This window comes from Kushneria sp. Sum13 (assembly GCF_052692355.1).
The window spans coordinates 1,017,382-1,038,257 of sequence record NZ_CP199847.1 but is presented as its reverse complement, the minus strand read 5'-3'; the positions used below and the strand labels follow the sequence as shown (position 1 = coordinate 1,038,257).

Below are 20,876 nucleotides of genomic sequence, written 5' to 3'. Positions count from 1 at the left end.
GGCATGATGGGGCCTTTCTTGAGCACAGGGCCCGGGGCATGCGCGTTACTGCGGGTACAGCGTACGCGCGTCGTGGCCCAGTAAATACAAGATGGCATCCAGCCCCAGAATGGACAGCGAAAGGCGCGCCTTTTCCCGCACCAGCGGCTTGGCGTGAAAGGCAATACCCAGCCCGGCGGCGGCCAGCATCTTCAGGTCATTGGCGCCATCGCCGACTGCCACGGTCTGCTCGGGGGCGATGCCATGACGCTCGGCAATCTCTTTTAAAAGCTCTGCCTTGCGCTCGGCATCCACGATCGGCAGGTGCACCTCGCCGGTGACCACGCCCGCCTCGATCACCAGCTCGTTGGCATGAACCTCATCAAAACCGAGTCGCCTTTGTAGATAGCGGGCGAAGTAGGTAAAGCCGCCTGACAGAATGGCCGTGCGATAGCCCAGTCGTTTGAGGTTTGTCATCAAACGCTCCAGACCATCCATCAGCTCAAGGCCGTCGGCGACCTCTTCAAGCACCGACTCGCTGAGGCCTTCGAGCATGGCCATGCGTTCACGAAAGCTCTGTTGAAAGTCGATCTCACCGCGCATGGCCCGCTCGGTAATTGCCGCGACCGCCTCAAAAACCCCATGGCGGCGCGCCAGCTCATCGATGACCTCGGCCTTGATCAGGGTCGAATCCATGTCAAAACAGATCAGACGGCGCTGATGGCGCCAGGGACTGTCTTTTTGCAGGGCAATGTCGACGCCCTGCTCGGAGCCGAACCTCAGCAGGGTCTGACGCAGCGTATCGACATCAACGGTCTCACCACGCAGGTGATACTCAAAACAGACGCCTTCGGCAGGCGCGGGCTCGATCAGTGACGATGGTCCGGACAGACGCTGCATCCGCTCGATGACAAGGCCACACTCGCTGACCTTGCGGTCCATCTGCGCCAGCAGATCCGCTGGCAGATGCGTGGCCATGAGCGTCATCACCAGATCAGATGCCTGGCCGTGCGCATGCGTATTCTGATCGAGGTCATGTACCGACAGCACAAGGCCGGTGTCTTCTTCAACCGTCTGCCAGGCCGAATGAAGACGCGACGCCATGGTCGATGACGTCTCATCACACAGGACCAGCGCCTCAAGCACGGTCTGACCCAGCGTGACCCGTTGATCGATGTCCAGCAGCTGAACACCGCACTCGCCCAGCACCTGGCTCAACATTGCCAGCTGATGGGGTCTGACCTGACCGGTGGCACGTACCAGCAGCCTTTGGTTCATGTTGTTCTCTCACACACCATGGAAAAAAAGCCCAGGGCCGGGGGTTGCCCCCTCGGCCCTGCCAATGACGATCGACGGCGTCTGACAACGCTATTCGACGTCCAGGCGATCCACCTTCTGGAACCCCTGCGGGAGTTTCAGACCGCGCTTTCCGGCGCTGCTTGCGTAACCCGCCAGCTCTTCGCCCGCCAGCCGCTTCTTGCGCTTGCCGGCATGCACCATCAGCGCCTGGCCCGGCTCAAGCACGATCCAGTCACGCACGAACTCCTCACGGTTGGCCGCTCGCGCGCCCGTGATATCCATCATGCGTGACCCCTTGCCCTTGCTCATCGCCGGCAGCTCGCTCGCCTCAAAGACCAGCAGCCGCCCTTCATTGGAGACCACGGCCACTTTCTGCGCCTCACCCGAGAGCGCCAGCGGCATCAGCACATCGCATCCCTTTGGAATGCTCACAACCGCCTTGCCGGACTTGCTGCGACCAAGCATCTCTTCCAGTGCCACGCTGAAGGCGTAGCCGCCGTCGCTGCCCAGCAGATAGCGCTGCGTCGGTGCGCCGATCATGGCGGCACGCAGTCTGGAGCCCGCCGCCAGATTGACCCGCCCGGAGACCGGTTCACCCTGGCCACGCGCCGAAGGCAGCTGATGCGCGGCCAGCGTATAGGCCCGCCCGCTGTCTTCGAGCAGCACCAGCGGCTGATTGGTCTTGCCAAGGGCGGCAAAGGCGAAGCTGTCGCCGGACTTGTAGGAAAGACTTTTCGGGTCGATATCATGACCCTTGGCCGCTCGGATCCAGCCTTTCTCGGAGACGACCACGGTAATCGGATCGGCCCCCAGCAGGTCGACCTCGGACAGCGCTCGCGCTTCCTGACGCTCGACCAGCGGGCTGCGACGCTCATCACCATAGGCCTTTGCGTCGGCGCGCAGTTCGCGCTCGATCAGATTGGTCATGGCTTTCTCGCTGCCCAGCAGCTTCTCAAGCTGCTTGCGCTCGCGCTCAAGCTCATCGCGCTCGCCCTTGAGCTTCATCTCCTCAAGCTTTGCCAGATGGCGCAGACGCAGCTCGAGAATGGCATCAGCCTGACGTTCGCTGAGCCCAAAGTGGGCGATCAGGGCAGGCTTTGGCTCATCCTCTTCCCGAATGATGCGAATCACTTCATCAAGATCGAGATAGGCGATCAGCAGGCCCTCAAGAATGTGAAGACGATCCTCGACCTTGCCCAGACGATGTTCCAGCCGCCGGCGCACGGTATTGCGACGAAACGCCAGCCATTCATCGAGCAGACGATCCAGCGCCATGACCTGCGGGCGGCCATCCAGCCCGATCAGGTTCATGTTAACCCGGGTGCTCTTCTCCAGATCGGTGGTGGCAAAGAGATGGTCCATCAGCGCCTGGACATCGACGCGATTGGAGCGCGGCACGATGACCAGCCGCGTAGGCTCTTCATGCGTGGACTCATCGCGCAGGTCCGCCACCATCGGCAGTTTTTTGGCCTGCATCTGTGCAGCCATCTGCTCCAGCACACGCGCGCCGCTGACCTGCCAGGGCAGCGCATTGATGATGATATCGCTGCCATCCTGGTAATAGCGGGCGCGCATGCGCACCGACCCGCGCCCGGTGGTATAGAGCTTTTGCAGATCCGCGCGCGGCGTCACGATCTCGGGCGCAGTCGGGAAATCCGGTGCCGGCAGCAGCTCACACAGGGTGTCGATGCTGCAGTCCGGGTGGCGCAGGCGATGCACGGTGGCCTCGACCACCTCCGTCACGTTATGGGGCGGAATATCGGTGGCCATACCGACCGCAATGCCGGAGCCACCATTGAGCAGCACGTGTGGCAGGCGCGCCGGCAACACCGCCGGCTCGTTCATGGTGCCATCGAAGTTGGGCACCCAGTCCACGGTGCCCTGCCCCAGCTCGGCCAGCAGGACTTCGGAAAAGCGCGTCAGGCGCGATTCGGTATAGCGCATCGCCGCGAACGACTTGGGATCATCGGGGCTGCCCCAGTTGCCCTGGCCGTCCACCAGCGGGTAGCGATAGCTGAAAGGCTGCGCCATCAGCACCATGGCTTCATAGCAGGCGCTGTCGCCGTGGGGGTGAAACTTGCCCAGTACGTCGCCGACGGTACGCGCCGACTTCTTGTACTTGGCATTGGCCGTCAGCGACAGCTCGCGCATGGCATAGACAATGCGGCGCTGTACCGGCTTCAGGCCATCGCCGATATTGGGCAGGGCACGATCCAGAATGACGTACATCGAATAGTCGAGGTACGCCTTTTCGGTGTAGCTTCGAAGCGCCAGGCGCTCGACATCGCCTTCGCGCACGTGAATATCCATGGTCATGTCAGACGTCTACCTCAGCCATATTGCCGTAACGTTCCAGCCAGCCGCGCCGGTCGCCGGCACGCTTTTTGGCCAGCAGCATATCCATCAGCTCCAGGGTGTCATCACCGGCTTCGCGGGTCAGCTGGACCAGTCGACGCGTATCCGGCGCCATGGTCGTCTCGCGAAGCTGCACCGGGCTCATTTCCCCCAGCCCCTTGAAGCGCTGAACGTTGGGTGTGCCCCGACGGCTGGCCAGCTTTTTAAGCACGGATGCCTTCTCGCTTTCATCCAGGGCGTAATGCACTTCCTTGCCCAGGTCGATGCGATACAGCGGCGGCATGGCGACAAAGACATGGCCGGCATCGACCAGTGACGGGAAGTGACGCACAAACAGCGCGCACAACAGCGTGGCGATGTGCAGGCCATCGGAGTCGGCATCGGCCAGAATGCAGATCTTGTGATAGCGCAGGCGCTCCAGATTGTCGCTGCCCGGGTCCATGCCCAGCGCTACAGCGATATCGTGAATCTCCTGCGAGCCTAGCACTTCCTGGGAGTCGACTTCCCAGGTGTTCATGATCTTGCCCTTGAGCGGCAAAATCGCCTGGGTTTCCCGGTTGCGCGCCTGCTTGGCGCTGCCGCCGGCCGAGTCGCCCTCAACCAGAAAGAGCTCACCGGCGGTGGGGTCCTGACTGGAACAGTCCGCCAGCTTGCCGGGCAGGGCGGGGCCCTGAGTGACCTTCTTGCGCGCTACCTTTTTGGAGGAGCGCTGACGGCGCTGAGCGGCGCTGATGACCAGCTCGGCGAGCTGCTCGGCCTGCGCGGTGTGTTCGTTGAGCCACAGCGAGAAGGCGTCCTTCACGACGGCCGACACAAAGCCTGCCACGGCGCGTGAGGAAAGGCGCTCCTTGGTCTGTCCGGCGAACTGCGGCTCGAACATCTTGATCGAGAGCACAAAGGCCACCCGCTCCCACAGGTCCTCGCCCGAGAGCTTGACGTTGCGCGGCAGCAGACTGCGGTAGTCGCAGAACTCTCTGAGCGCATCCAAAAGCCCGGTACGAAACCCGTTGACGTGGGTGCCGCCCAGGGTCGTGGGAATCAGGTTCACGTAGGACTCGACCAGCGCCTCTCCCCCTTCGGGCAGCCACTGAATCGCCCAGTCAACGCTGTGCTCATCGTCTTCAAAAGCGCCGACAAAGGGTGAGGCCGGCAGCGGCTCGAAACCATCGGTCGACTGGGCGAGATAGTCGCGCAGGCCGTCTTCGTAATGCCAGGTACTGACATTACCGCTGCTTTCGATCAGCTTTACCTCAAGACCCGGGCACAGCACGGCCTTGGCGCGCAGCAGGTGCGACAGCCGCGTCACGGACACATTGGGGCTGTCGAAATAGGCCAGTTCCGGCCAGAAGCGTACTGTTGTGCCGGTCGCCTTTTTCGGACAGTCACCGATGACGGCAAGCTCTTCGATCTTCTCGCCGAAGGCAAAGGCGGTGCGGTAGCGCTTGCCGTCCTTGCAGACTTCAACTTCAAGCCGCTCGGAAAGGGCGTTGACCACCGACACCCCCACGCCGTGCAGGCCGCCCGAGAAGCGATAGCTGGACTGGGAAAACTTGCCGCCCGCATGCAGGCGCGTCAGGATCAGCTCGATGCCCGACACCCCATGCTCGGGGTGAATATCAATGGGCATGCCGCGGCCATCATCGACCACTTCAATGGCACCATCGTCACGAAGCTGTACGGTAATCTTTTTTGCGTGACCCGCCAGCGCTTCATCCACGCTGTTGTCCACCACCTCCTGTACGAGGTGATTGGGTCGGGTTGTATCGGTATACATACCGGGGCGCTTTCTTACCGGCTCAAGACCGGAAAGCACCTCGATGGAACTGGCACTGTACTGGGTCATACGTGAAGTCGCGTCAGAAATGAACGAGAAGCGCTCATCGTCAAGCGCCGAAGGGGCTCTCTGGAACAATCAGCGCTGGCGCAACAGACCGGTTTTTCAGGCCGGCCTGTCGGGTCAGGAATACGGCGCTGGCACATTGAAGGCCTACGGTACGGGATTGAAATCTTCCGGCAGCGTCAGGCCGCCATGGGCCAGCACTGTCGTCAATAGTTCAGGATACCGACTCAGGCCGTGATCATCACCTTCATTGATGACAAACCGGCTGCCGTCCAGCATCTCCAGTGCCTGCCGGTAATCGAGGATCTCATCCTCGGTGCCCAGAAGGACCAGAAACCGGTCGGTATTGACCACCTCGGCCTGCTGCTCGCGAAGGGCATCGGCATAGCTTTCATCGATCACGAACATCTCGCCGGTTTCGACGTGTTCGATCTCGCTGCCCATGCGCTCCAGCGCGATCTTCAAGGGATCAACGGCCGGATTGATGAGCACCACGCGCGCCACCTCATGGGTACGGGCCAGCCCCATGGCGAGAAAACCGCCCATGGAACTGCCGATCACCATGGTGCGCCCTTCAAGCGTGCTCATCACCTCCTGTGCCGTCTGCCAGGCAGGGCCTGGATGATGCGACAGGGCCGGGGCAATAAAGCGCGGACGCGGTCGGGCCTGCTCGCAGGCCCGACGGGTCAACTCGGCCTTGGCCGAACCGGGGTGGCTATTGAAACCGTGCAGATAAAGCACGTTGTCGACGGCATTGGCATGATCATTCATGACATCAGCATAACGCAGTTACTGTATAAATAAACAGCCATTTTTAAACGTTGCCGCGCTGACCCAGCACGGTCTCGATCAGATGACGACTGGAATCGTCCAGCTGGTCAGCGCCCTGTCCGCTTTCGAGAATATCGGCCGTTTCATTGGCGATCTTCTTGCCAAGCTCCACGCCCCACTGATCGAACGAATCGATGTCCCAGATGACGCCCTGGACATACACCTTGTGCTCGTAAAGCGCAATCAGGGCACCGAGTGATTCCGGCGACAGCGTGTTGAACAGGAGGGTAGATGACGGCTGGTTGCCGCCGTAGCGCTTGTGGGCCGGAGGCGTCTCGCTGCTCTTGATGGCGTCATCACCCAGCATCAACACACGGGACTGGGCAAAGCAGTTGGCCAGCGACAGGCGATGCTGGCGCTCAAGGCTTTCCCGCACGGTGGCGCTTTCCACGTGATCATAACGCGTGATGGGGGCCACGAAATCACACGCCACCGCTCGCGTGCCCTGGTGCAGCAGCTGATAGAAGGCGTGCTGGCCGTTGGGCCCGATCTCGCCCCAAAGAACCGGACAGGTGTTGTAGTCGACCTTCTCGCCTTCATTGGTCGATGACTTGCCGTTGGATTCCATCTCGAGCTGCTGGAGATAGCCCGGAAGATGCTTGAGACGACCGTCGTAGGGCAATACCGCCAGCGACTGAATATCGAGGAAGTTGGTGTTCCAGATGCCCAGCAGGCCAAACAGCACCGGCAGATTCTCTTCCAGCGGCGCCGAGGCAAAGTGCTCATCCATGGCATGGCCACCGGCCAGCAAACGACGGAAGTTGTCCATGCCCAGACGGATGGCAATGGGCAGACCGATGGCGCTCCAGAAGGAGTAGCGACCGCCGACCCAGTCCCAGAACAGCAGCTGATGGTCGGGCGCGATGCCCCACTCGGTCATCTTCTCGGGCTTGGTGGACACCCCGATAAAGTGATGACGCTTCAGGCGCTCGATGTCGCTGCCGGTCTGCTCGGCAAGCCAGGCCAGCGCCGTGTCGGCATTGGCCGAGGTGTCGATGGTGCCAAACGACTTGGAGGAATAGATGAACAGCGTCTCGTCGGCATCCAGCGTCGGCAGCAGCTCGGCCAGCTGTGAACCGTCGATGGTGGACGCAAAATGCACTTCCAGCGCATTGGGCGCTACAAACGCATCTTCCAGCGCCTTGACGACCATCAGCGGACCCAGGTCGGAACCGCCGACGCCCAGATTGATGACCTGTTTGATGGCATGGCCATTCGCGCCACGCCACTGACCGGCCTGAAGCTTTTCGACCATCTGTTGCATGCGGTCGAGACTGTCATGCACATCGGCCTGAACGTCTTCCCCTTCAACGTGAAACTCGCCGCCCTGCGGCAGACGCAGCGCCGTATGCAGGGCCGGCCGATCTTCGGTCAGGTTGACACGACGACCGGACAGCAGGCGCTCAACGGCGGCTTCCACCCCGGCCTCACGGGCCAGGTTCAGCAGCAGATCCAGGGTCTCCTGACGAATGCGCTGCTTGGAGAAATCAAGCGTAAGTCCGGCAGCCTGACGGGAGAAGGCGTCAAAGCGCCCATCCTGTTCAAACAGGGTGGTCAGGTGCACATCGCGCATGGTATCGCGATGACTTTCCAGCGCTTTCCAGGCCGTGTTTTGACGAATTGACATCCTTGCTCTTCCTCCGTGATAGGTGCAGCTTTCATGCTCAAAGCGTAACATGGTCGGCCATGAAGACCGCCCCTGTTTGATGTTCATTCTGACAGACGGTGCGTCCGACACGCAGCGGGTCTCTATCAGACCACTGTCTGCATGACCGAACAACCTTCTCTCAGAGTCTGATAGATCGTGGGTACCCCGATGACCGACGTCTCCCGACGCGACGCCCTTTTTTCGACACCGCTGGATCAGGTTACCGATTTTTCCTTTGACGAACGCGTGGTCGACTGCTTTCCCGACATGATCCGCCGCTCGGTGCCAGGCTATGCCCAGATCACCAGCATGGCCGGTGTTATCGCTGCACGCCACTTGAGCCCCGGTGCCCACATTCTGGATCTGGGCTGCTCGCTGGGCGCCTCGACCCTGTCCATCTGTCAGCGCCTGGGGCCCGAGGCTTTCACTCTGCAGGCGATCGATCTCTCACAGCCCATGGTCGACAAGGCCCGCGGCCTTCTCGCACAGCAGGCGCCCGAGCATCGCATCGAGGTACTGCAGGGCGATATCCGCGACTGTCCGCTGCCCCGGGCCGGAATGATCATGGTCAATTTTACGTTACAGTTTCTTGACCCGAGCGAGCGTGACCAGGTGATTCAACGCCTGTATGACGCCCTCATGCCCAGCGGGGTGCTGCTGCTGTCGGAAAAGATTCTGGGCGAGCCGGGCCAGGAATCGCTTTTGATCGACCTGCACCATGACTTCAAGCGCGCCAACGGCTATTCGGATCTTGAGATCAGCCAGAAACGTACGGCGCTTGAAGACGTCATGATTCCGGACCGGCTTTCCACCCATCATGAGCGACTGGCCCACACGGGCTTCACGCGCCATGACACCTGGTTTCAGTATCTCAACTTTGCCTCGATACTGGCCTTTAAATAAGTTATCTCCCTTTTATCCTCACCAGCCCGGACCTCTGCATGTCGATTGATGCGCGTCATCTTCCCCTTTATCACGCCTTTCTCGAACAGGGGCTGGAAAGCTGGCTTGCCCGCCTGCCCGAGCAGCTGGCACGCGGTCTGGATCGTCAACGATTCGGCGATCTTCCCGCCTGGGAGCGCGCGGTCAAACGCCTGCCCGCACTGGAAGTGGAACAGGTGCATCTGACGCAGGATACGGTGAGCGTGGAGGCCATCATGGACGCCTCCAGCCGCCGGCAGTGCGACAATCTTTTGAAGATTCTGGCCCCCTGGCGCAAGGGACCCTACCGGGTCGGCGAGATCACCATCGATACCGAATGGCGTTCGGACTGGAAGTGGCAGCGTCTGGCGCCGCACCTGAGTGATCTCAAGGGTCGGCGCGTGCTCGATGTCGGCGGCGGCAACGGCTATCACGGCTGGCGCATGGCCGGGGCCGGGGCTGACTTTGTGCTCGTGATTGACCCGTCACCGCGCTTTTACTGGCAGTTTCATGCCATTCGCCATTTCATGGGGGAAGCCGGGCGCAATGTGCATTTTCTTCCGGTCGGTATCGAGGAAGTGCCTCCGCGGCTGGCCGCCTTTGATACGGTCTTTTCCATGGGCGTGCTCTATCACCGCCCGTCCCCCATCGATCATCTGCGCGAACTGTATGACACGCTGCGCCCGGGCGGTGAGCTGGTGCTTGAAACGCTGGTGGTGGAAGGCGATGAGCATCAGGTACTGGTCCCGGGCGAGCGCTACGCACAGATGCCCAACGTCTGGTTTCTGCCCTCCTCAAAAGCGCTTGTACACTGGCTCGGCCGGGTAGGCTTTCAAAACCCGCGGGTGGTCGATGAAGCCAACACCACGCTGGACGAGCAGCGCGCCACCGAGTGGATGACCTTCCAGTCACTGGCCGATTTTCTCGACCCCGAGGATACGAGCCGTACGATCGAAGGCTACCCGGCGCCGAGACGGGCCGTGGTCATCGCGACAAAACCCTGACACGGCGCTGAAACGCTCGACATTCGATCAGGGCCAGCGACCTGCTGAACGATACGCGTGGTTTTTGCTTGATGGCTTTTTGCAAATGGTTATCATTAGCAAAATAAACCCTGTATCCATCCATCACGCTGCGAGGGTTGCCGCATGCACCAGGCCGACGTTGTGTTTGAAGCGTTTGAGGAAGCACGTCTGCGGGCCCCGCATCTGGAATGTCGCACGCTGGCAGCGCTGCTGGACTGTAGCGAAGGGGACATTCAGGCCTCGCGGCTGGGGCGTGGAGTGCACTCACTGGCCCTGACGCCCTGTGATCTGGTCATGATGCTGCCGCAGCTGGGCCAGGTTCAGATTGTAACCCGAAGCTCGCACGCGGCACTGTCGAGCCGGCTGGAGGGCTGTCACATTCACGCCGATCAGCGCCATGCCAGTCTCTGGAATGATCGGGCACTGACCATGCAGCTTCTGCTGCCCTGCTGGTACTGGGTCAGCCTGTCCCGTGAACGGCCCTCGCCAACGGCTGAGGAAGTGCCCTGCCTGCAGGTGTTCGACCGTTTCGGCCATGTGCTGCACCAGCTGTATGGCCTGACGCCAGAAGCCTCCGGCTGGACCATGCTTGAATACTTCGCCACCCTCAAACGCCCCGGTTTTACCCGCTGCATCGACATTGCCCACGACTGCCCGAAGGCGCATCGTCCGGCACTGCTCGCGTCATGGCGTGCCCTGTGCGGCGCAGAGGATTTCTCGCGGCTGCTGTCGCATCACCGAATGCGACGCGTGGAGGCCAACCGCGCCGTAGCAGGACACTTCAGCACGTCAGTGGCGCCCGAGCGCTTCATCATGGCGCTGGCAGCTGCCTGTCGGCGTACGCAGCCCACCCGGGCCAGTCTGATCCACGCCGGCGGCGCCCATCATCATCGCGCCCGTTTCAAACACTTTCATCAGGGCAGCCGCGACACGCTTCGCCTTGAAAGCGATCACCTGACCCTGTCTCTCGACAGCAGCGCCCTGTATGAGGCCTGGCAGGTTGTGCGGCCCGGTCCCGAAGGGCTTACCACCTCACTGGAAGCGTTCGACGCCAGCGGCGAGATGATGCTCGCCCTCGATCTGGCGGAGTGCCGCTGACCCTTCCGGGCGCCCTTCCAGCGCCAGCAGGTGCGCCTTGCGCGCCAGCCCGCCGGCGTAACCGGTAAGCGCACCGCCACCGGCCAGCACACGATGACAGGGCACGATCATCGAGATCGGATTGCGGCCGACCGCACTGCCCACTGCCCGCGCATGGCCTCGCGACAAACCAAGTGACCGCGCCAGCGCGCCATAGGTGAGAATCTCGCCAAACTCGATGCCTTCCAGACGCTGCCAGACGCGCTGCTGGAAGGGGCTGCCCGGCAGCGACAGCGGCAGCTCAAAGCGCTGTCGAGCCCCCGCGAGATATTCTTCGATCTCCTCGCCGGCCTGACGCATTACCGCTGACGAACTCTGTTTGATCGGCATAAAGGGCCCCTGCGCCGAGCTCGGGAAATGCTTCTGATCATGGAAAAAAACGCCGGTCAGGTACTCCGACTCGACGCGCAGCACGATATCCCCCAGTGCCGAGGGCATCACGGCATATTCCATCATGATGGTGACTCCTCGTTCGACGGCGCCGGCTCGATATCCACCGGCTCCGCCAACGGTAAAATGGCATTGTTCGAATGGGCAGCAGATGACGCAGCGTGCCAGAGCCGAATGGCCGCATAGGCACGCCACGGCGACCAGACAGCAGAGATTGCCGCTGCCTCCCGGGCGCTGCGACAGCCCATGGCCCTTTTGAGTACCAGATCGCCCGCCGGGAAGGCATCCGGCCAGGCCAGCGCCCGCATGGCCACATATTGCGCTGTCCAGTCACCGATACCACGAATGTCCTGCAGACCTGCCATGCCTGCCGCCACCGGCGCGCCCGGACTCAACACCAGCGCCCCGCTGTCCATCGCTTTCGCCACGGCGATGATGGCCTCGGCCCGAATGCGCAACAGCCCCAGTGCGATCAGGGCCTCGGGCGCCTGCGCCGCCAGCACCACGGGGGGTGGGAACACAAAACGCCCCGGATGCTCCTGCAGCGGCTCACCAAATCTGGCCACCAGTGCCTCCAGCACCTGCCGCGCCCGAGCGGTCGTGATCTGCTGGCCAACGATGGCGCGCACCGCCATCTCGAAGCCGGTGACGGCGCCGGGCACCCGGATGCCGGTGCTCGCAGGCACCAGTCCCTTTAGATGCGCCTCGACCAGCGCCATGGGCGCGTCCAGATCAAACAGGTGACGCACAATGTTGAGTACCTCTCCCATGACCGGCACCAGCGTGACCGGCAGGGTCAGCGCCAGCTGTCCCGGGGCAACATGGGTCACGGATATCCAGCCAGTGTGTTTGATCCGCCCGCCGACACTGTCCTTTTCGATCATCAGACTGCGCTGCCAACACCCTGTCTCGATCTGCTCGAGCCCCTCGACCTGTCGGACCGCCAGAAAGTCGAGCATGGCCGCCCAGTCCAGCGGCGGCTGATAGGCCATCGCCAGCGTGATTGATGAGCCGGCAGCCCCGGCACACCCACCCCGACGAAGACGACCGGGCGACATGCGATAGTGTGTTTGGAAAAGCGCATTCAGCCGACGCTGGCTGCCAAAGCCCGCGGCCAGCGCAATCTCGCTGATGGGCAGTGCGGTATCGGTCAGCAGTCGCTTGGCCAGCAACAGGCGTCGGGTTCTGGCCACATCGAACATTGTCACACCAAATGTGGCCCTGAACAGACGCCGCAGATGACGGTCGCTGACCCCGATCCGGCGCGCCAGCGCGGCACTGCCGTCGTGATCCAGAAAGCCGTTGTCGATCATGACCATGGCTGCCTGTGCCAGCTGATCACGGGCATCCATCATCGCAAGCCCTGGCGCCAGTTCCGGGCGGCAGCGCAGACATGGGCGAAACCCGGCCTGCTCGGCGGCGGCCGGGTGTGTAAAAAAACGGCAGTGATCAGGTTTCGGACAGCGCACACGACAGATCGGCCGGCAATAGATACCGGTCGACGTCACCCCGACGACAAACTGACCGTCAAAGCGGCGGTCGCGGGAGGCCAGAGCCTGATAGCAGACATCGGGAGCAAGGTTCATGCCCCCAATATATCGCGTCTGATGCTCAGGCATTGGCCGTTTACGGACATGTGATTGGCGACGTGCAGCGGTGCTCAGAAGTCGTAGCGCAGTCTGGCCAGTACCGAGTCGGGCTCACTGTCCGAAGTGTTGGCAAAGATGCGCTCAAGATCCAGGCGGAAGCCGTGGTTGAACTGGGTGGTCACCCCCAGCACCTGATGGTTGGTCTGGCTGTCGGCGCTGCCCAGCCGCTTCAGGCGATCGCCGGCCACAAAGGGCTTGATGCTCTGCACCCAGTCGTTGTCGAGCTGGAAACTGTAGCGCGCGATGTACTCTACCCCGTAGGCGTCGCTGGCAAGGTAGTCATTGAGCCCATCAGCGGCAGGGTCGGGCACGAAATCGTCGTAATAACCCGCACCTACGGCGAGATACCAGTCACCGCCCGTCCAGGTCAGGGAACTGCCGGTGAGCTGCTGACGAAAGGACTGCTGATCGCCGCTGCCCTTGATCTCGGCGGAGGTATTGGCATAGGCCGCGCCCAGCGTCAGATCATCGGTCAAATGCCATCTGAAGCCGATGGAGCCCCCATTGCGACGGCGATAATCAAACGGTCCGTCCAGATGCAGGTCATCATCGGGAAACAGCCAGCCCGCAAAGACCGTGAAGTCTTCAGTGCCGTTGGAATAGCGCAGGCTCTTGCGGGCGCGATAGGAGCCATCGTAGCTGCCATCGATGCCCACCCCCGGCGCCTGAGCAAACTGGTTGTAATCCCAGACGTCCGTGCTGACCCCAACGGTGTCGTAATAGACACTGTTCTGCTTGCCGGCGGTCAGCCGGCCGTAACGGTCGCTTTCAAACCCGAAATAGATCTGTCGGCGGGTCGTCGCACTATCGGAGCTATCCTGATCGTAGTGATCATCCCAGCCCATGACCTTCGCCGTGTTCACGCCCAGCTCGCCATAGCTCAAAAGCGTCAGATCATCACTGACGTGATAGTTGACGTGCAGCCGAAAGCGCGTGCCGCCGTCATAGCCGCGATGCTTGTAGCTCCCCTCATCCGACCCGCCCAGTTCATTGAAATACTGCGCCCGCACACTGCCGCCGACCTTGACCTCGACACGATCAAGCCCGGTCTCCGGGGACTCGGTGGGTGACAACAGCGTGACTTCCGCCCGGACAGCACCTGCCTGCATCAGTACCAGACCGCCCGTCAGCCCCAGCACTACCCCCCGCCCTTTCCCGATATTCATGGTCAATCCCGATCATCACGATAAAAAACGCCGAGCAGGTCAGGGCGCACGCTGTCTGACGGCTTGAGAAGCGGGGGGAGTATAGTGAGACAACACAACGATTTGAAACCGGACACGCCAACGAATTGACCGCGGGTTACCTCGCCGCTGCGCAAAGACACCAGCAAAAACGCCCGGCACAGGGCCGGGCGTCGTTCGAACGATTGCTACAGCGTCAGCGCTTGAAGATGTCGCGCACGTCACGCGCTTCCCAGTGCGGGAAGTGGCGACGGATCAGGTCGTTGAATTCGACCTCAAAGGCCTGCCAGTCAACAGCGCCACTACCTTCAGCATTATCAGCGGCCTTGCGAATCATGCCGGCGCCGACCGTCAGATTGGTCAGGCGGTCGATGACAATAAAGCTGCCGGTACCGGGGCTGGTGTCGTAGGCATCCACCGGCACGGGCTGGGTCAGCGTAACCTGACAGCGGCCGATCTCGTTGAGCGCCAGCCGCTCGGTATCGTAATGCTCCAGCGTATTGACGTCGATACTGTAGTCAATCGCGCTGATCTGGCCGCTGACATCCCGCGTGGCCAGCTTGAAGTCATAGCCGCGACCGGGCGTCATTTCGCGCTCGTTCATCCAGACGATGTCGGCCACAAAGGCATTGGACATCGGCAGTTCGGTGTCAGAGGCCACCAGCCAGTCACCGCGGGAGATATCAACCTCATCGGCGAGCGTGACGGTAATGGCCTGACCGGGCCACGCCTCGTCAAGATCGCCATCAAAGGTCACGATGCGCTCGACCGTGGAGACCTTGCCGGAAGGCAGGACCTTCACCTGCTGTCCCGGGCGCAGTACGCCGGCCTGCAGCGTGCCGGCATAGCCGCGAAAATCCAGATTGGGACGATTGACGTACTGCACCGGAAAGCGCAGATCGGTCAGGTTCTGGTCGCGCGAAATTTCGACGTTTTCAAGCTGTTCCAGCAGCGGCACGCCGTCATGCCAGGGCATGTTGACGCTCGGGTTGACGACGTTGTCGCCTTCCAGCGCCGACATGGGCACAAAGCTGATATCACGCGCCTTGAGGTTCTCGGCAAAGCCCAGGTAGTCGCGCTTGATCTCTTCAAAACGGTCCTGCGAGTACTCGACCAAATCCATCTTGTTGACCGCGATCACCAGGTGCTGAATGCCTAAAAGATCAGCGATGAAGCTGTGACGACGGGTCTGCACCTGCACGCCATAACGTGCATCGATCAGGATCACCGCAAGGCTTGCCGTCGAAGCACCGGTGGCCATATTGCGGGTGTACTGCTCATGCCCGGGCGTGTCGGCGATGATGAACTTGCGCTTGTCGGTCGAGAAGAAGCGATAGGCCACATCGATGGTGATGCCCTGCTCGCGTTCGGACTGAAGCCCGTCAACCAGCAGCGCCAGATCCACGCGCTCGCCGGTGGTGCCGCGGGTTTTTGAATCCCGCGTCAGTGCCGCCAGCTGATCTTCATAGATCATTTTCGAGTCGTGCAGCAGTCGCCCGATCAGGGTCGACTTGCCGTCATCGACGCTGCCACAGGTAATGAAGCGCAGCAGATCCTTGGCTTCATGCTCCTTGAGATACGCCTCGATGTTTTCGGCTATCAGGGATGATTGGTGTGCCATATGCGCCTCAGAAGTAACCTTCGCGTTTCTTGCGTTCCATGGAACCGGCCTGATCGTGATCGATGGCGCGCCCGGAACGTTCACTGGTACGGGTCAGGAGCATCTCCTGAATAATGTCGGGAAGCGTTGCCGCCTCGGATTCCACGGCGCCGGTCAGCGGATAGCAGCCCAGCGTTCTGAAACGCACGGACTTCATCTCGGGCACCTCGCCCTCATTCAGCGGCATGCGCTCGTCATCGACCATGATCAGCGTGCCATCACGCTCGACGACCGGACGCTTGGCGGAGTAATACAGCGGCACAATCGGAATCGATTCGAGATAGATGTACTGCCAGATGTCCAGCTCGGTCCAGTTGGACAGCGGGAAGACGCGAATCGACTCGCCCTTGTTGATGTGGCCGTTGTACAGGCTCCACAGCTCCGGGCGCTGATTTTTCGGGTCCCAGCGGTGGTACTGATCGCGAAAAGAGTAGACACGCTCCTTGGCACGCGAGGCCTCTTCATCACGACGTGCCCCGCCAAAGGCGGCATCGAAGCCATACTTGTCCAGCGCCTGCTTGAGCGACTGGGTCTTCATGACATCGGTGTACTTGGAGCTGCCGTGATCAAACGGGTTGATGCCCGCCTCGCGGCCTTCCTCGTTGATGTGCTCGATCAGCTCCATGCCGGTCTCGGCCGCCATGCGATCGCGAAACTCGATCATCTCGTGGAATTTCCACGTGGTGTTGACGTGCATCAGCGGGAATGGCGGTGTACCGGGATAGAACGCCTTGCGGGCCAGATGCAGCATGACCGAGGAGTCCTTGCCGATCGAATAGAGCATGACGGGGTTGCGAAACTCGGCCGCCACCTCGCGAAGAATATGAATCGACTCGGCTTCGAGCTGTTTCAGATGTGTTTGCCGCTCGGGAGAAAGCATGCGTATCACAACCTCTCATGACCAAACGCCATCGCCGAATGACGATGACGCTGTAAACGGGGTTCTCGTGAAAAAAACGTCACGAGCAAATAAAGATGCGCTCACGTTAGCGAGCCGCCTTCATAACGTCAAAGAATCAACGTTTCTTCCTTTAGACGTTTGAGCTATAAAGTTGTCGCAAACGCTTTCTGCTACCCGGGCCGTTGGACTGGAACGTATTCAACCCGCGTCGATAAACGGGGCCGCCCGGCGTCATCGACACCCAGATGTATGAGACGAAAGCCGCCCGGGGCGTGGCTATCGACGGCAAACTCCTGACTTTCAGGCACAAACTGCGCGGCAATGGCCGGTACCGACATGACCGGTACGCCCTGATGCAGACAGGTCATCTCATGGTGAATGTGGCCACACAGCACAGCCTGCAGATGATCAGATCGGCCAGGTCCGGCCCAGAAGGCTTCGCGATCTTCCAAGCCAATCTCGTTCATCCAGTCGGCCTCAACGCTTACGGGGGGATGATGCAGCACCAATAGCGCCGGTGACGCATCTCCGGCCAGCTGCGCGTCAAGATGCGCCAGCTGCTCACTGCCCAGCCGACCACCCTCCTCACCCTCGATCCAGCTGTTGAGCAGCAGGATCTGCCAGCCCGCCAGATAAATGACGGGCTCCAGCGCGCGCACCTCGGCCATGGTCGCCGGATGATCATGATTACCGGGCAACCAGATCCAGCGACAGCCCATTGCATCGAGATGCTCGGCGGCGCGCTGATAGGAAGCCAATGAACCGTCATCACTGACATCACCGCTGACTACGATCAGGTCAGGCTGATAAGCAGCCACCACGGCCAGCATCGAGGTCAGCCGCGCGTCTACCTCAACGTCTCGATATACCCCGGCGGGGTCTGCCTTTAAATGGCTGTCCGACAGCTGAATGATCAGCATGGCCTTCTCCTGACAGGGGCATTCCCGGCGACAGTATCAGCTCAACACAAGAGCACAACACGAGGGCGCAACAGGGCGAGGATTTAAACGAGGGCGCATCAGCAGGCGCTGTGCGACTCAGGGCGTTTCAAAAATACGGGTATCGTGGCCATGGGCCAGACCATGCTCCAGCCATTCGCCCAGAAAGCGATTGAGCTGCAGTTTCTCATCGGGCTGATGCATATGGGCATTGGGGTAGCGATAGCGCCCCTCGAAGTGGCGCTTGCGCTGAAAGTCAGTCACCTCGGCCATCTGCACATCGTGATACAGATGCACCATCATGCGCGGCGCATCGATCATGCCATCCAGCACGCCACTTTGAAAAACGCGTACGACTGTTGTGTAGGGTGCGCGCTCGACAACCTCGAGATGCAGGGTGCCAAAGCGGGCGGTATGGCTTGCCAGCGGCAGCTCTACGCGCTCGCCGGCGGCGGTATCGCCCAGCAGCCGGTCAAGACGCACGAAATTGGCCGTACACTCGGCCTGTAGCGTCCTGAGATCGGTAACGTAAGCGGTTCGTCTACTCAAATGATTAACTCCTTGCTCTGAGGGACGGGCGTTCACGCGCCAGCCAGTACAGCGCAATCAGTAACATGGCATTGTTGATGGTACCGTTTTCCAGCATTCCCCAGACGTCACGGAAGGGTAGCACACGCACCATAATGTCCTCGTGCTCCTCTTCAAGCCCGTGTACGCCGCCCACCTCGGTCGAATCCACCAGCGCACAATACAGCGTAATGTACTCGTCACAGGCCCCGGGGCTGGGGAAATAACGGTGAATCTCCATCAGCTGTTCGGTATCGCATCCGGTTTCTTCGTGTACCTCGCGACGGGCCACCGCTTCCGGTGACTCATCTGAGTCGATCAGACCGGCGGCAGGCTCCAGCAGCCAGGGGCTGAAATTGCGCCCCATGGCGCCGGCGCGAAACTGTTCGACCAGCACGACGGCGTCACGTTCCACGTCATATAACAGCACGCCAACGGCGTCATGATGACGAAATACCTCACGCGAGACGGTCTCGCTCCAGCCGCCCTGATACCGGCGATGGCGCACGTCCACGCGGTCTAGATTGAAAAATCCGCGATGCAGCGGCACGTCTTCGATGTGCTCGACGTCAGCGCCGTCAAAACGTGGCACGGACGTTGTCTCCTGAGTGGTCATCAGCTTGTCCTTGAAATACATGAGCATGGCCGCCGGATGGAAATGGCAGACAGTCTCGGGTGACGGGAAGACGGAATGCGCCGGGCCATAAAGGAAGTGTTGGCAGGTTTATGGGCACTGCGCCAGAAACTTTCAAGCGCGCGCCGGCAGCCGGCCTTGGCAGCACAATACGAGGCGATTATGGTAATGGCCCCACTGTCATACGGCCACCGCCTGCATGAAAGGACGCAACATGACTCGCTGGCGCGATCCCGCCAAGGATCCGCGTCAGGAGAAAAAGACCGACCTGATCACACCGGAAGGCTACGCCTCGATGCAAAGCCTGCTGGATCATCTGGTGCGCGTACGCCGCCCGGAACAGTCCCGCAAGACCGGAGAAGCCGCCGCCCAGGGCGATCGCAGCGAAAACGCCGACTACACCTACAACAAGAAGGCCCTGAACGGCACCATCGCCCGGATCGCCTATCTGCAAAAGCGCCTGGACGCACTGACCGTGGTCGACCGGCTGCCGGCCGACCGCGAGCGGGTCTTTTTCAGTGCCTGGGTGACGCTGGAAGATGACGACGGCGAAGAGATGCGCATCCGCATTGTCGGCCCCGACGAGACCGACAACAAAAAGCACTGGATCAGTGTGGATGCCCCACTCGCGCGTGCCCTGCTCGGCAAGCCACTGGACGCCGAAGTCACCGTCGACGCCCCGGGCGGCGAGACCACCTATATCATTACCGACATCGCCTACGCCGAGCGCTAGAGTGATTTTCCGGTCAACGCATTCGTAATGCGCCGGTAATACGCTTCGAAACCAAATCGTTCAACGCCGTCGTGCAACGCCTGTCGTTGCAGCCTTGTCAGTTCACCAGGCGTTTGCACTATCGCGATTGTACGCTCAGCCAGAGCCTGTGGATCGACCGCCATGGGCGCTCTGAGCTCGTCAAGATCAGGGTCATACACCTGTGTGGCGATGCCGGTAATATCCTCAAGCCAGGGCCGACTTTTCAAAGGCTGGGTACAGCAGAGTGTATAGCCGGTTTCTCCCTCACGGATCTGCTCAGGAAATCCGTCCACACGGCTGGCAATGACCGGCACGCCATAGGAGAGCGCCTCCAGTGTGGTCAACGGACAGGGGTCTCTTACGGCCGTGCTCCAGAAAAGATCCAGCCCATGATAGAACTGTCCCATATGACTGACATGGCCCAGCAGCGTAACGGCATGCTCAAGCCCCAAAGATGCCACTGAGGTCTCGATAACGTCTCTTTGCTCACCACTGCCGGCAATCTCAAGACGGGCCTTGATTCCAGCATCAAGAAGATGGCGCATGGCCTGCAAAGCAATCAACATACCCTTGACCGGCGTCAAACGTCCTGCCATGCCAATCACCAGCGTATCGTCTGTTTTTTGCCTGTCAGATATTTCCGATACACCAAACCTGTGCTCGATCAGGCTTCGGCGGGAAGGGTTGAAGCAGACATCCATGGGAACATCAGTCACACCCAGACGCAGCTCGATCATGCGTTTGCCTGCATGTGACACGCAAACAATACGATCTACTTCCTTGAGCCAGCGCTGACCTCGCATCACATCAACGGACCAGGCAGAACCGTGGTCATAATGTACAACCGGCCGCCCACGTTTTTTAAACGCCCGTGCCAGATCCTTTCCTTTGAACTGAGACCACGAGATCAGCAGATCGCTCTCCCCCAACACACGCTGCCAGATCGCAGGACGCATGGAATTCAGAAAGCGTGGCAGGTGTACGCCCAGTGGCGCCTTGTGTCGATGTGTCTGCCACTGTGGCTTTACCTCGACCCTGACGTTATCAGGGATACGAGTAGTGGTGACAATACGATGATCCGCCTGCCAGCGTGACAAGAGCGAAAAAAGCATCATTTCTGTGCCAGCCAGCTCCTGCAACCGAATAAAATGCGTGGGGTTCATG

At 60.8% G+C, this 20,876-nt stretch carries 18 protein-coding genes; 4 read left to right on the top strand and 14 right to left on the bottom strand.

The window, feature by feature from the left end:
- Positions 1 to 45: 45 nt before the first annotated feature.
- The 5 genes from serB to pgi all read right to left on the bottom strand — a co-directional run bounded on the left by serB (position 46) and on the right by pgi (position 7,931).
- Positions 46 to 1,257, bottom strand: coding sequence for a phosphoserine phosphatase SerB (gene serB, locus ACUN8C_RS04800; RefSeq protein WP_445621159.1), 1,212 nt, complete (start codon positions 1,255 to 1,257; stop codon positions 46 to 48).
- Between the two features lie 90 nt (positions 1,258 to 1,347).
- Positions 1,348 to 3,594, bottom strand: a complete 2,247-nt coding sequence (parC, locus tag ACUN8C_RS04795; RefSeq protein ID WP_445621158.1) for a DNA topoisomerase IV subunit A — start codon at positions 3,592 to 3,594, stop codon at positions 1,348 to 1,350.
- A 1-nt stretch (position 3,595) separates the two neighbouring features.
- Positions 3,596 to 5,476, bottom strand: a complete 1,881-nt coding sequence (gene parE, locus ACUN8C_RS04790; protein ID WP_445621157.1) for a DNA topoisomerase IV subunit B — start codon at positions 5,474 to 5,476, stop codon at positions 3,596 to 3,598.
- A gap of 144 nt (positions 5,477 to 5,620) precedes the next feature.
- Positions 5,621 to 6,244, bottom strand: a complete 624-nt coding sequence (locus tag ACUN8C_RS04785; RefSeq protein WP_445621156.1) for a YqiA/YcfP family alpha/beta fold hydrolase — start codon at positions 6,242 to 6,244, stop codon at positions 5,621 to 5,623.
- A gap of 43 nt (positions 6,245 to 6,287) precedes the next feature.
- Positions 6,288 to 7,931, bottom strand: a complete 1,644-nt coding sequence (pgi, locus tag ACUN8C_RS04780) for a glucose-6-phosphate isomerase (RefSeq protein ID WP_445621155.1) — start codon at positions 7,929 to 7,931, stop codon at positions 6,288 to 6,290.
- 189 nt (positions 7,932 to 8,120) lie between these two features.
- Between pgi and cmoA the strand changes: the two genes are divergently transcribed.
- The 3 genes from cmoA (at position 8,121) to ACUN8C_RS04765 (ending at position 10,996) form a co-directional block, all read left to right on the top strand.
- Positions 8,121 to 8,855, top strand: a complete 735-nt coding sequence (gene cmoA, locus ACUN8C_RS04775; RefSeq protein ID WP_445621154.1) for a carboxy-S-adenosyl-L-methionine synthase CmoA — start codon at positions 8,121 to 8,123, stop codon at positions 8,853 to 8,855.
- A 38-nt stretch (positions 8,856 to 8,893) separates the two neighbouring features.
- A complete protein-coding gene (gene cmoB / locus ACUN8C_RS04770) occupies positions 8,894 to 9,877 on the top strand; it encodes a tRNA 5-methoxyuridine(34)/uridine 5-oxyacetic acid(34) synthase CmoB (protein ID WP_445621153.1) in 984 nt (327 codons plus the stop codon).
- A gap of 144 nt (positions 9,878 to 10,021) precedes the next feature.
- Entirely contained in the window at positions 10,022 to 10,996 is a 975-nt protein-coding gene (locus ACUN8C_RS04765; protein ID WP_445621152.1) for a hypothetical protein, read from the top strand.
- Here the strand turns inward: ACUN8C_RS04765 and ACUN8C_RS04760 are convergent.
- The 8 genes from ACUN8C_RS04760 to ACUN8C_RS04725 form a co-directional block, all read right to left on the bottom strand.
- Positions 10,931 to 11,491: a methylated-DNA--[protein]-cysteine S-methyltransferase gene (locus ACUN8C_RS04760; protein ID WP_445621151.1), complete on the bottom strand. Its 561-nt coding sequence runs from the start codon at positions 11,489 to 11,491 to the stop codon at positions 10,931 to 10,933. The genes ACUN8C_RS04765 and ACUN8C_RS04760 overlap by 66 nt on opposite strands.
- On the bottom strand, positions 11,488 to 13,011 hold the full coding sequence (locus ACUN8C_RS04755) for a DNA-3-methyladenine glycosylase 2 family protein (RefSeq protein ID WP_445621150.1): 1,524 nt from the start codon (positions 13,009 to 13,011) through the stop codon (positions 11,488 to 11,490). The genes ACUN8C_RS04760 and ACUN8C_RS04755 overlap by 4 nt, the downstream gene beginning before the upstream one ends.
- Before the next feature lie 74 nt (positions 13,012 to 13,085).
- Complete coding sequence (locus tag ACUN8C_RS04750) at positions 13,086 to 14,240, bottom strand: porin (protein ID WP_445621149.1); 1,155 nt, start codon at positions 14,238 to 14,240, stop codon at positions 13,086 to 13,088.
- A 214-nt stretch (positions 14,241 to 14,454) separates the two neighbouring features.
- On the bottom strand, positions 14,455 to 15,879 hold the full coding sequence (cysN, locus tag ACUN8C_RS04745; protein WP_445621148.1) for a sulfate adenylyltransferase subunit CysN: 1,425 nt from the start codon (positions 15,877 to 15,879) through the stop codon (positions 14,455 to 14,457).
- A 7-nt stretch (positions 15,880 to 15,886) separates the two neighbouring features.
- A complete protein-coding gene (gene cysD / locus ACUN8C_RS04740) occupies positions 15,887 to 16,798 on the bottom strand; it encodes a sulfate adenylyltransferase subunit CysD (protein WP_108843251.1) in 912 nt (303 codons plus the stop codon).
- 191 nt (positions 16,799 to 16,989) lie between these two features.
- A complete protein-coding gene (locus tag ACUN8C_RS04735; RefSeq protein ID WP_445621147.1) occupies positions 16,990 to 17,739 on the bottom strand; it encodes a metallophosphoesterase in 750 nt (249 codons plus the stop codon).
- 117 nt (positions 17,740 to 17,856) lie between these two features.
- A complete protein-coding gene (locus tag ACUN8C_RS04730; RefSeq protein WP_108843249.1) occupies positions 17,857 to 18,306 on the bottom strand; it encodes a DUF1249 domain-containing protein in 450 nt (149 codons plus the stop codon).
- Positions 18,307 to 18,310: 4 nt separating this feature from the next.
- Positions 18,311 to 18,940 carry an NUDIX domain-containing protein gene (locus ACUN8C_RS04725; protein ID WP_445621146.1) on the bottom strand — a complete coding sequence of 210 codons (630 nt, stop codon included), beginning with the start codon at positions 18,938 to 18,940 and terminating at the stop codon, positions 18,311 to 18,313.
- Positions 18,941 to 19,157: 217 nt separating this feature from the next.
- Between ACUN8C_RS04725 and greB the strand changes: the two genes are divergently transcribed.
- Positions 19,158 to 19,691, top strand: coding sequence for a transcription elongation factor GreB (greB, locus tag ACUN8C_RS04720; protein ID WP_445621145.1), 534 nt, complete (start codon positions 19,158 to 19,160; stop codon positions 19,689 to 19,691).
- Here the strand turns inward: greB and ACUN8C_RS04715 are convergent.
- Positions 19,688 to 20,875, bottom strand: a complete 1,188-nt coding sequence (locus ACUN8C_RS04715) for a glycosyltransferase family 4 protein (protein ID WP_445621144.1) — start codon at positions 20,873 to 20,875, stop codon at positions 19,688 to 19,690. The two genes, greB and ACUN8C_RS04715, sit on opposite strands and share 4 nt — an antisense overlap.
- Between the last annotated feature and the right edge of the window lies 1 nt (position 20,876).